This window comes from Arthrobacter celericrescens (assembly GCF_003614925.1).
In the GTDB taxonomy this organism is placed as follows: Bacteria; Actinomycetota; Actinomycetes; order Actinomycetales; family Micrococcaceae; genus Arthrobacter; species Arthrobacter celericrescens.
Genome location: NZ_QYLP01000100.1, coordinates 1 through 10965 on the forward strand (window position 1 = coordinate 1; position 10965 = coordinate 10965).

General features: G+C 61.4%; 14 protein-coding genes. 7 read left to right on the forward strand and 7 right to left on the reverse strand.

What is annotated here, in order from left to right; genetic code table 11:
• Positions 1-348: 348 nt before the first annotated feature.
• The 6 genes from D3654_RS18970 to D3654_RS18995 all read right to left on the reverse strand — a co-directional run bounded on the left by D3654_RS18970 (position 349) and on the right by D3654_RS18995 (position 5972).
• Positions 349-957 (reverse strand): hypothetical protein, encoded by a 609-nt coding sequence (locus tag D3654_RS18970; RefSeq protein ID WP_120523017.1) that lies wholly within the window; start codon positions 955-957, stop codon positions 349-351.
• Positions 954-1709, reverse strand: a complete 756-nt coding sequence (locus tag D3654_RS18975; protein WP_120523018.1) for a PP2C family serine/threonine-protein phosphatase — start codon at positions 1707-1709, stop codon at positions 954-956. The genes D3654_RS18970 and D3654_RS18975 overlap by 4 nt, the downstream gene beginning before the upstream one ends.
• Positions 1710-2384, reverse strand: coding sequence for a vWA domain-containing protein (locus tag D3654_RS18980; RefSeq protein ID WP_120523019.1), 675 nt, complete (start codon positions 2382-2384; stop codon positions 1710-1712).
• A 33-nt stretch (positions 2385-2417) separates the two neighbouring features.
• On the reverse strand, positions 2418-4712 hold the full coding sequence (locus D3654_RS18985) for a protein kinase domain-containing protein (RefSeq protein ID WP_120523020.1): 2295 nt from the start codon (positions 4710-4712) through the stop codon (positions 2418-2420).
• Positions 4709-5101, reverse strand: coding sequence for a helix-turn-helix domain-containing protein (locus tag D3654_RS18990; RefSeq protein WP_120523102.1), 393 nt, complete (start codon positions 5099-5101; stop codon positions 4709-4711). Before D3654_RS18990 ends, D3654_RS18985 begins: the two co-directional genes overlap by 4 nt.
• Before the next feature lie 421 nt (positions 5102-5522).
• Positions 5523-5972, reverse strand: coding sequence for a hypothetical protein (locus D3654_RS18995; protein ID WP_162943800.1), 450 nt, complete (start codon positions 5970-5972; stop codon positions 5523-5525).
• A 271-nt stretch (positions 5973-6243) separates the two neighbouring features.
• Between D3654_RS18995 and D3654_RS19000 the strand changes: the two genes are divergently transcribed.
• The 7 genes from D3654_RS19000 (at position 6244) to D3654_RS19025 (ending at position 9915) form a co-directional block, all read left to right on the forward strand.
• Positions 6244-6588 (forward strand): hypothetical protein, encoded by a 345-nt coding sequence (locus D3654_RS19000; protein WP_120523022.1) that lies wholly within the window; start codon positions 6244-6246, stop codon positions 6586-6588.
• The gene (locus tag D3654_RS20595) at positions 6581-6778 is read left to right on the forward strand and encodes a hypothetical protein (protein WP_162943801.1); all 198 of its coding nucleotides are present in this window, start codon (positions 6581-6583) and stop codon (positions 6776-6778) included. The genes D3654_RS19000 and D3654_RS20595 overlap by 8 nt, the downstream gene beginning before the upstream one ends.
• Before the next feature lie 215 nt (positions 6779-6993).
• Complete coding sequence (locus D3654_RS19005; RefSeq protein WP_120523023.1) at positions 6994-7242, forward strand: hypothetical protein; 249 nt, start codon at positions 6994-6996, stop codon at positions 7240-7242.
• 529 nt (positions 7243-7771) lie between these two features.
• A complete protein-coding gene (locus D3654_RS19010; protein ID WP_120523024.1) occupies positions 7772-8233 on the forward strand; it encodes a Panacea domain-containing protein in 462 nt (153 codons plus the stop codon).
• Between the two features lie 6 nt (positions 8234-8239).
• Positions 8240-8743 carry a hypothetical protein gene (locus D3654_RS19015; protein ID WP_120523025.1) on the forward strand — a complete coding sequence of 168 codons (504 nt, stop codon included), beginning with the start codon at positions 8240-8242 and terminating at the stop codon, positions 8741-8743.
• Positions 8744-8994: 251 nt separating this feature from the next.
• On the forward strand, positions 8995-9474 hold the full coding sequence (locus D3654_RS19020) for a carboxymuconolactone decarboxylase family protein (RefSeq protein ID WP_120523026.1): 480 nt from the start codon (positions 8995-8997) through the stop codon (positions 9472-9474).
• Between the two features lie 75 nt (positions 9475-9549).
• Entirely contained in the window at positions 9550-9915 is a 366-nt protein-coding gene (locus D3654_RS19025) for a GNAT family N-acetyltransferase (protein ID WP_120523027.1), read from the forward strand.
• 27 nt (positions 9916-9942) lie between these two features.
• Here the strand turns inward: D3654_RS19025 and D3654_RS19030 are convergent, their stop codons facing one another.
• Positions 9943-10587, reverse strand: coding sequence for a DNA alkylation repair protein (locus D3654_RS19030; RefSeq protein ID WP_120523103.1), 645 nt, complete (start codon positions 10585-10587; stop codon positions 9943-9945).
• Positions 10588-10965: the final 378 nt, after the last annotated feature.

The window sequence follows — 10965 nt, forward strand, 5'->3', positions numbered from 1 at the left end:
ATCCAATTCCCCAACAGACTCCCGATCTGACCATCAGGCAGACCGGACAACCGACCGGTCCCTTACACAGAAAACTTGACACCCCCTCAGTGGCGAGGTTGCGGCTGTAGAACTTCGAGTCATACGCCGGCCGCCCCGGCCCCCGCCGCTTCTCCACCATCGCAGCCACTCCTCACGCCGCCGTGCCACAAACCGTTGGCCAATTTCATACAGACTAGTACGGACCTTGATCTGCAAGACGCGTGACCGCATCGAATCGGCGTCTCGACAAGGAGAAGCCTGTGGAGCAGGGCGTGCCGCATCTTCCCAGCGAGCTTGCGGCTGGGCATGCCCGCATACGGCTCGGGTCTACTCTCGCTCTGGAAGCATGTCAGGGTGCTCGCGAAGGAGTGAGCACCCAAAGGCCCTGAGAGCATCGAGCACGGTTCCGGTGTAGGCCACGATCTTGCTCTGTAGGACAGCACGAGTGTTGTGTTTGTTCGAAATCGCTGAGAGGTGGCACTGGGCAAGCCAGTGGTCCCCGTTGGTGACGTCGCGGTGTGCCGCGACTCGATTGCGGATGTCGCCAAGCGCCTTCATGAACGCTTGGTCGGATCGAAGCAGCTTCAGAGAGTCCTTGAGGGCCTTCCCCGCATTCCCGAAGTCTTGACCGACACGAGGCGGCAGCTCCTCAACCGTCGCCCACATCACCAAGGCGAGGTACTTCTCCCACACTTCCCGATCATGGGGCTCTTCGAGGTCTCGGAGCAGGAGCACCTTCAGTTCGTAGTCCGTGGCGACCACGGTGGCCATGAGTTCCATCGCAGTGCGCTTCGACTTATCCGTGACGGTTGCCGAGAGCTGGGAGAGGTGGATCATGATCCGTTCATAGTCGCGCCGGGTTCGCTCCAACTCCGCGCGAAGGTGTTCAACCTGTTCGGCAATCCTCGCAAACACCGCGTCGTCGCTGACGTTCATTGCGTGGCCGTTCGACCGAAGATCCCGATGGAACAGTCGTCCTTGGTTGCATCCCGGATTGTGATGTCCACAAGGCGTCGCAGACGCTTGCGGTGCTCTGACGTCTTGTTCTGACTCCCTCGCATGGCGGCGACGGTGCTGATCAGCTTCGAGCAGGCCTTCGCCAGTTGGCCCGTGCGAGAGTCAAAGAGGCTCTCCCCGGCTCCGTCGCTCATGAGAATGAACCCGTCCACTCCGTCAAGCGAGCCTCGGAAGAGTCGCATGGACTCGAGTGCACGCGAGGACGTCACGAACGTGGTCTGGTTGGCGAACTCGCTGTTGTCTGGGCCGGAGATGACGCGCAGGTCACCGTGCTTCAGGAAGCCGACAACTCCGTCGCCGACGTGCGCGCCGAGGAACGTGTCGCCAGAGACCGCAACGCAGAGGAATGTTGACGCCAGATCCTCGGAGGTGACATCGTGCCGTTCGGCAACACTGGCGACCTTGGACACGAGCCGTTCGAGCAGCGCTACCTTGACTTTGACGCCGTCGTCGGACGACGCGAACTCAGCGAACTGCTCAACAAGTGCAGCACAACCTTCGTCAACGACGGCTTGCGCACCAAACTGCGAGTGCGATGCGGAGCCAGCACCGTCAGCGAGGCAGAGAACCTGGACACCGCCACGCGAAAGGTACTTCGTTCGGTCCTGGACCGGCGTCCCGTCGCGAAGGTGCCCGTGTCCGCGCACCTGGTAGTGGAACTCCTTGAACACCTACAGCTCCGCCCAGCCAGCCAGTCCTTCGAGATCGAGCTTCACGGTGTCGCCCGGCGTCGAGCGCGACACGCGCGCGACGGACCGAGAGAGCCACTCGAAGAACTCCTTGAACTTCAAGCCGTCAAGACGCAGTGGCGGGCGGTTGGGGCTGAAGCGCGCGAGCGTCTTCATGTCTGCGCCACTGCCGATGCCGATAGGGAAGACGGTGAGCTTCTTCGCCTCGACCATATCGACGACTCGCATGACGGCGGTGTCGATGTTGTCGGTGGGCGCGCCGTCGGTCATGAGCACCAGCCACGGCTGGTAGTAGAGGACGCCGCTACCGGAGTAGGTGGCCTTCCTCGTTTCGAGGGTGTCAAGAGCGAGGTTTACGCCAGCTCCCATGGCGGTCGTGCCGCTCGCCGCCAGAGACGAGATCCGTTGCAGTCGCTCGATGCTCGCAAAGTCGTGGACCAGACCCGCAGATGAGTTGAACTCGACGATGTTGATCTCGGCGGAGTCGTGAGCGTCATCATCCTCGTCAATCGCATCGTAGAACAGGTTGACGCCGCGGACGAGTTCCTGGATCGGCGACCCGCTCATCGAGCTGCTGGTGTCGAGGCAGAGCGAGACGGGTACGCGCGGTGTCGGGTTGTCGACGAGGTCGTCGGCCCCGATGTTGAGGCGTGCCATGGTTGATTCCCTTCTTGAAGGATGAGCCTTCTGTTAGTTGCCGGCAAACCACTTCCAGAGGCGCGTCCAGAAGCCGGGCTGTGACTGTGATCGCGACTTGGCTGTGGGAGAGGGCGTTGGGCGACCCGCTGCCGGGCAGACCTGCTTGATCGCCGAGTGCGACTTCGGGATGTCGAGGTACTTGGCCGTGAACCACGCGATGTGGTCGTAGGTGATGAACGGTTGCCGACAATCAGTGCACAGGCGATTCGGATCAAGCGTGTTCGCCTTCGTCGTGCAGGCGGGACAACGGCCGTACTTTAGTTGTGCTGTCGGAAAGCTCGTGTGGCAGTCCTTGCAAGTTGCGGTTGGCTGTGACGTGGGCCGACTTGCTGCAGTTCGCGTTGTAGAAGGTGGTCGGGCTGTCGAGAGAGGCGCAGGCTGTTGGTCCCTGCATTTGTTGCACTGTCGTGGGACGAAGTACTCCTCGTTGTCATCGTTCCAGATCCCTGCGATGGCATCCTTGCGACCGCAGGTCGGGCAGTCCTGGATGGGGGCGTCTTGTTTGAAGGCCTTGTTCCGGATCGGGTACACGTCGTTCGACATTGGGTCGAAACACATGCGGCCGTTCCGCAGGTACGACTTGTATGCCTTGAACGCTTCGAGCCATTCGGTGGCAGTGGGGCGCTTCTTGTAACGCTTGCCCTCGCGGTGGAAGCTGTGCCAGAAGAGGTCCTTCACTGGCTTGTGGATGTGGCTCCACATGTACTTCCAGTCGCCTTCGGGCTGGTCCTTGTTGTTCCGGTTCTCGTACTGGAAGGCGAAGTTACCCTCCTTGATGAGTTGCACCATGTCGCCGTCGGTTCCCGTCCGGATGTACGGGAACTGGCCGGTCATGACGATCATGAACAGCATGGTCGCGACGGCGAAGAGTTCGTCTTCCATCGCGCGTAGGTCATCCGAGTAGGCCTTTCCGAGCATGGCCGGTGAGGTGAACATCGGGGTTCCGACCGGGCAGGGGTAGCCCTCCAATTGCCAGGAGTCAGCGTCGATGATGAAGACGTTCTTCTTCTCGTCGACCATGAGGTTCTTGGGGTTGATATCACCGAGGATCACATTCATGGAGTGCAGGTACTGGACCTTCTCCAAGAACGAGATGCAGATATCGACGAGGTCGGTCTTCTTCCACGTGGGGAACTCGCGCTCGAACTTCCGCTTGTTGAAGATGGTGCGCTGAAACTCGCGGCCGCTTGCCTTCGGCATCACGTACCCGACGAACTCGCCCGCGCTGTTGCGAACGACCGCCGTGGGAATGCAGAGGCCCTTCGCGCGGAGGTTCCGACCGACGAGCAACTCGATCTTCTCCTTGCGGTGACGCGTGAGGTGGTCCCTGTCGAAGATCTTGACGACCGTGCTGCGGTCGCCGTCGTAAACGGTGCCTTCGCCACCCTCGCCGAGCAGCGCGCCGAGAACGAGCGTCCCTGTTTTGTCGGCGGAGGCCCACTCGACCCGTTCGCCTTCACTGGGGAGTGCGGAGAAGGCGAGGGGAGTGTCACTCGGCTTGAGCCTTGCACGTGCAGAGAACGGGTTGACCGGGGCAGCAGGGGTTGCCGCCGGCCAACGGGCAGTTGATGGGCTTGGCGCGGACGACCGCGTGGTCCGCGGGCCCAGCTTGACGGCAGACGTCTTCAGGCCGAATATCTTCCCGAACTCATCCAGAAGCGGCTTGAGCGCCGCAACCTCGGATTCGTCCTTGAAGTTCCCTGTTCCATCGGCGACGCGCGCGGCGTGGCGGGCATACTTGCGGTGACCGCGATCGAAGAGCGAATCATCGGTGTCTACTTCGAGGTCGCCATCCTTCGTCAGGACGCCAACGAGGAGACGCTTGGCAAGGCGGTGAGCGAGGAGGCGAATCCGCAGCTTGATCGTGATGTCGTGGGTGAGAAGACACATCTCGTAGGTGCCCGCGAAGCGCTCGAAGAGCTGCAGGAACAGGTCGTCAGCGTACGGGTTGGTGTCATCGCCAAGGTCCTTGCGCACGAGCCCGACGCGGCTCGCGCTCTTCAGGAAGGTGAGTGCGGCGCCTGCCTTCTTGATGGCCTGGGCGCGCTCCTCCGACTCCCCGGAGGGATCGATCTGACTCTGTTTTGTCAGCTCGCCGACCACCTTGGTCGGCACGACGATCGGGTTGTTGTTGGCGAGGATCGTCGTCTGCCCCCGCTCGAAGAGTCGCTTCAACCCTCCTGCCCGGCGCGGTTCCGTGTCCATGAAGACGTTTGTGTCAATGAACAACCTTCGGTTGGGCTGGAGGAACTCGACGGGATCGAGCAAGACGACTGGTGAACTCACAGGTCTCCCTTGAACGTGATGTTGCTGCGGAACTCCTCCAGCGCCGCCGCGGCTTCTTCGTGCTCCGACTGGCGCTCGCGTTGGTACTTTGCGATCGCCCGCATGGGAATGCGGCGGTGGCTGCCGACGCGAATGTGCTCTACGGTGCCCGCATCGACCAGCTTCATGAGGGTGGGTCGAGACATGCCCAGCATCGAGGCAGCCTCCGTGCTGGTGAACAGGTCCTTGACCGGGAGCACGACCGCTCCTGTGGAGTGTTCCGCCTCCAGGAGCTCGAGAACCTTCTCCGCACTCCTGCGCGTCAGGTTGAGCGTGACGGTAACGTCATCTGGTGAGGCTTCGAGAGCATCGCGGAGCGCCTGAACATCATCTGGCAGGATTCCGGACATCTTCACTTCCAACTGAAACGAACGGATAGCGACTGAAATAACTGTAACCATCTGACGCGAGTGAAGTCAAGCGTGGGAGTGAGTCCTTGCCCAGACTGTTCCGCGATGCACACCGAACTGCTTCGCCAGAACGGTCACGCTGACGCCATCGGCGCGAGCTGTTCGCATAGCGTCCACTTCGTCCTCAGTCAGCCGTGTTCGAGCGCGTCTCCTTGGCTCCGCCGACGCCGCGATGAGTGGGTCGTCGGGCGCACTTACAGGCTCGACGGCAACCCCAGACCTGTGATTCCACGCGGAAGCAAGCCGCTCAACCCGCTGTCGCCTGTTCCCGCAGCGCTCCATTGCGTCCACCCTTGTGCAGGCCAGAGGCATTCGCGTCTGGCCTGTTTTCATTTCCGGGGCGAATCCAACACAAACCCAACTAGGTCCCGCCCCGCATGCTTGCAAAATGGGCTTCTAGGATTTCCACGCTCTTGTGGAATTCTTCGAAGGCTTGGTATTGGTCGGCGGTTGGATTGTCGGGGTCGAGAGGATACTTGAGGCGGACTTGTTCAGGCTCCGAAAAGTGGTCGAAGTAGTGGTATGCCGTCTCCCGCGCCGGGCGGATGTGGCTGGCGTATGAGCCCTTGATCGTGCTTGTTTGCCTCTGGAAGATGATTCCGGCCTCCCAGTCCTCGCCTACCTCTTCAAGGACCCGGAGATATTCCCGGAGCGCGTGGTCCCGCTTCGCCGCGTGTTCAGCCTTTTCCCGGTTCAATTGATCCTCCCGGTCTCGAACCGCCTTCTTATGAGAAAACCAAGTGGTGAGACCGCTAGATCCAAGCCCTACGATCAGACTTGCTGCAATCGTGAGCCAATCTTTTAGTTCCACTAATTCACCAACCTCTCCAAGGCCTGACCAACTTCCGGATGTCCGGCTTTCCAGAACTAAGCAGCCTGGTTCCCACCCAACGTCCTTGCTCCCGGTGCGCCCGAGAAAGCACGGCCCAGCGCAAGCCCAAGGCATGCAAGTCGGCCCCGCGGACCATGGATCCCGGCACCGTCGAACCTACCATCCGTGAACACGCTCAAGGCAAGACTCTTCTGGCCATCGCTTCGACCGTGAAAGTCGCGATTCGCTCCTACGAAGAGGAGGGCTGAGGTTGGATCAGGAGGCAATCCGGTTGGTTGGACCTCTCATCGTTGGTCTTATTGCCGGGCTCGGAGGCGCGGGGATCACCGCGGGGATAAACCGGAAGAACACCAAGGAGACGTTCGAAGACACCCGAAACCGGGAGCATGTAGCGTGGCTCCGGGATAGAAAGCAGGAAGCCTATGTGGACTTCCTGGTCAAGTCAAACGACATCATCCAAGGCATCAAAGATGGCCATAACGCGCGGGAACTGAGAACCGAGCTTGACCGATTGGACGTCGTCCTAGGCCGGATCACGATGGTCGCATCCACTGACGTTCTGAGTACGGGCAGTGAGCGTTGGACTGATGCTTGACATCGGCTGGCTGAATTTGAGCCAGTCGGAATCGCCAGATAAGCCGGAACTTTCCGAGTGGGACAGAAAGCTGCTTCGGCCGAGGATGATTACTGACATTGCTCCAAGCCGGACGCAGTTTATTGAAGCTGCCAGAGTAGATCTCGGTCTGCCCCACCTCGCGCCCTCTCAGTTGAAGGCGATTCTCTGATAGCTGCCCGTATTGCCGTCGGGAATCTGCGCGGCTTCTGCACGCAGGTGATGAGTGCCGCGCGACTGAGTCCCGTCGGGGCCCAGATGGGGCCGTCGATCTCAGGGCGGCGACCACCTGCCGATTGTCCTTCGCGAGCGCCGCCCGCATGCCCCAATGCAAGACGTCGCCCTCGGGATATAGGCTGTGTTTCCATCACTTCTAGGAGGCGACCAATGACTCGCATTAGACTCACGACGGTTTTCGACATCGAAGTAGATGCCGTTGATCTACAGGCGGCCGCGCTCGGGACCAGCCACGTAATGGTTCAGGATAACGACCCAGGTGTCGTCACCAATGCGGTCACTGATCCAGAAATCGCAGGTATGCACCTCATCACTGACCTCCAACATCACCTCGTGGATCGCTTTGATGGCAGGGCCGAGATTGCCATTGCACATCGGCAGGTGGAGGTCGTCTACTGACGTCGTGAGCGTCGATAGCACCGGCTTCTCCCCCGCTAGCCCTGACGAGGGGAGCCGGGCTGCGCATCCTGGTCCGGTGCCTGCGCGCCGGCGGTGTCCCAGGCGTTCCAAGTCTCCCTCTGTTCTCGGGCTGAACGCGCGATGAGTTCTGGCATGAGCATGGTGTGGAGCGATCCTTGCCCGGGGCGAATCTTGGACGCTGCCGCCGCTTGAGAAGCGCGGGCACGGTGAAGACGCCACCGCTGAAGGTATGTGGCGTGCCCGTTGGCGTCGTTCCTGATGCCCAAACCAGTCCTAGATGCCGCCGAGCGCGTTGATCGCGAAGCCACCGACCCCCCTAAATCGCCGACGACCCAGCCGGCGGCTTCGAAAGCTTTTCGACGGGCCGCGGCGCTCTGGGTGACATCATCTTGGACCCTGTCCAAGTGCGCGGGCAGCTCATCACGGAAGGGTCGTGGGCGCGGACGCTTTTCAAGCCAACGTCGGAAGTGCAGTATGGTAGATAGCCGGTGCTGGAAGGAGGTTTGCGATGGTCAGCGTCCATGATGTAGCCGCCTACATTCTTAAGCAATGCGGCGCGATGAGCACAATGAAGCTCCAAAAGCTTTGTTACTACAGCCAGGGCTGGTCTTTGGCTTGGGATGAAAAGCCGCTCTTTGGATCCCGCATCGAAGCTTGGGCGAATGGGCCTGTCGTCTACGACCTGTACCAAAAACACCGTGGAAGATTTACGGTGGATTCTTGGCCGGATGGCAATCCAAATGCCATTGGAGCCGAGGAATGCGCAACGATAGACGCCGTCCTTGCCGCATACGGGCAGTTCAGCGGCCAGCAGCTCAGTGATCTCACCCATTCGGAACGGCCATGGAAGGCTGCCAGGAAGAATGTCCCCAGCGGGGCTCGTTGCCAAGTGCCTGTGTCCTTGGACATCATGCAGGATTTCTTTGGTGGCATCGCTGCTGAGCAGGCTGCGGCCACCCAGTCCATTTGATCCCGAGTGGCCAAGAGAAGTATCCCCACACCGCAAGCCCCGAAGCCCAGTAAGCAGGCTTGGGTTGATACCCGGGGACTATCGGCAAAGGACAAGAAGGCTAAGGTCCTTTCTGTTCAGCCGGTTGCCATCGACGACAAGCTGTTCAAGTGGTCTGCTCAGGAAGTCGACCATGAACACTCTGGGGAATGGGACTGGGATCTTAGTCCCAAGGAGACAGCAGATTTGCTTGACCTTCTCTCCAGAACGTCGGAACTCACGTGGCGGGAAGTGAAGGAGCTGACGTTCAACGCCTCCCGCCGGAGTCGGGCGCTTCACCATGCTCAGCCCGTTGGCTCGATCTGTGAAGCGGCACAGCGCCGTCTGCACGACATCGGAAGGGGCGACCAGGAGGAGGTTTTCCGGCTCCGCCATGGAAACCTCATCCGTGTTTGGGGCGTCCTTGAAGGGCCGGTGTTCTCGATCTTGTGGTACGACCGGAACCATAAGGTTTGCCCGAGTGACCCCTGAACTTTTGTATTCGGCTCACCATTTCCGGTGACCGTCGCTTCTCCTTCGCAACGGTGGACGCCGGCACCGAGCGGCTCACGGGGGAGCGACTTAAATTCCATGAGGCCGCAGGCATGGAACTCGACGATGCTGGCGGGCCAGGTTTCGCTAATCCGTGGGTCGTGGGTTCGAGCCCCACAGGGCCCACCCCTCTCCTCCTCCACACACGTCCTGCGCTTCGGCCCCGTTCGTGCCCGGCTATCCTCGAGGGTATGGATACGCGCCCCTTCCTGGACAAGGTCATGCCCGAGGCCTGGGACGCCGCAGAAACCTACGCGGCCGCGATCAGTAAGGCCGTGCTGCAGCGCGGGCTCACTGCCCAGGAAGTGGAATTCATCAAGGTGCGCGCCTCCCAGATCAACGGCTGCGCCTTCTGCCTGGACCTGCATTCCAGGCAGGCCCGGCACGCCGGAATCGCCCAGCAGAAGCTCGACCTGCTGCCGGCCTGGCGGGAGACCGACGCGTACGCCGAGCGCGAGGCAGCAGTCCTCTCGATCACCGAAGCTGCCACCAAACTGCCGCTGACCGAAGAAAGCCAGGCCGAGTTGTCGGCCGCCCGCAACGTCCTGGGCGAGGAAACCTTCGTCGCGGCTGAGTGGGTGGCGGTCACGATCAACGCCTTCAACCGCATCTCGATCCTCAGCGGGCACCCGGTGCGGCCCCGCGACGCCGACGGCAAGCTCATCCACTGAAGCAGACCTTACTGAAATTCACCGAACAAGAATCTGCAGAACAAGAATCCGCAGAACAAGACGAGGAGGATACACATGTCCCACACCCGTTTCGAAGTGCAGGACCGGCCCGAAGAATCACGGTACGTTCTCATCGACCGCGGCACGGACGGATCCACGCAGGACGTGATCGGCGAGGAATCCTACGTGGATGTAGACGCTGACGGCGCCATTCAGCGCGTCCTGTTCCACACCGGCGTGTCCGAGGACTACGCGGGCCAGGGCCTCGCATCGGTGCTGGTGCGCGCCGCCGTCGAGGATGTCATCGGCGCCGGATATGCCGTGGTCCCGGTCTGCCCCTATGTCGCCGCCTGGCTGCCCAAGCACCCCGAGTACGCGGACAGCGTCGTCAAGCCTACGCCCGCGCACTTCCGCGCCGTGAAGGCTGTGACCGTCCGCTAGCGACGCCGCGCCATAAAGAGCCGGAACCTAGCCGGCGTCCTGGCGCCGCACCATTTCGTTGATCCAGGCCGGCGCGAACGGAGAGGTGCAGTTCGGCGGCGTCGGGTAATCCTTCAGGACTTCCAGGCGCTCGCCGATCCCGATCGCGCGGTCACGGTAGGCGGGGTGTTCGATCCCGATCTGGGCCAGGCAGGTGTTCATGGCCCACTGCAGGCGGTCCGGGGCGGCCTTCATCTGCGCCTCGATAATGTCCAGCAGTCCGGGGAGGTCCAGGCCTTCGGGCTTCCTGACCACGCGTTCGCTGGTGAGCGCCCAGCCGGCGCTCGCGACCACCGGATCCGGATCGGCAAACCAGGCCTGCCGCAGTTCTTCGGCGTGCGGGCCCTTCTTCACCACGTAATTCACTAGCCAGTCGTGTACCTTGGGCGTGCGCGCCGCGCGCAGCATGCCGTCCAGTTCGTCCCGGTCAAACGCCTTCGGGCGGCAGATGAGCAGGGCAAGCAGTTTGGCTGCGGTGTCGTCCGTGGCCCACAGTTCCCGCGCCAGGTCCTGCTGGATCTTCAGGCGCTTCGCAACAGCGCGCAGCTTGCCGAGGTTCACGCCGTGGTCGTCGCCGTGTCGTTCGTTCACCTCGCGTGATTTCGGGTCCTCGAGTGCGGCCAATTCGGCCATCACCTCGGGCACCGTGGTTCCGTTCAGCGTTGCTTCGGCCACGTCAGCCTCCTGTCATCGGACGTGTTCTCAAGCGTACCCGCGACCTGTTTTCGGGCATGAAGTCTGATTTGTTGAAACGAATAACATCGGCGTGTCGCGGGTGCGACTCGCCGGAGCAATTCCTAAAGGGTATTGACTTAAAAATCCGCCCAGTAATAATCTCCCGCTTGGGTCGATCAAAACGGCTCGCATCCGGTCCGGACGGAGCCTCTGGGGCGTTCCGGAGAGCGTGAATGTCGTGGTCTCGCTGGGAGGGGCCGCGCGCGCCCAACGCAGGCAATATTTTGCCTTGCGGCGGGCGCATTCTGGGGGTTTACGTCCGCGAGGATGCACGCG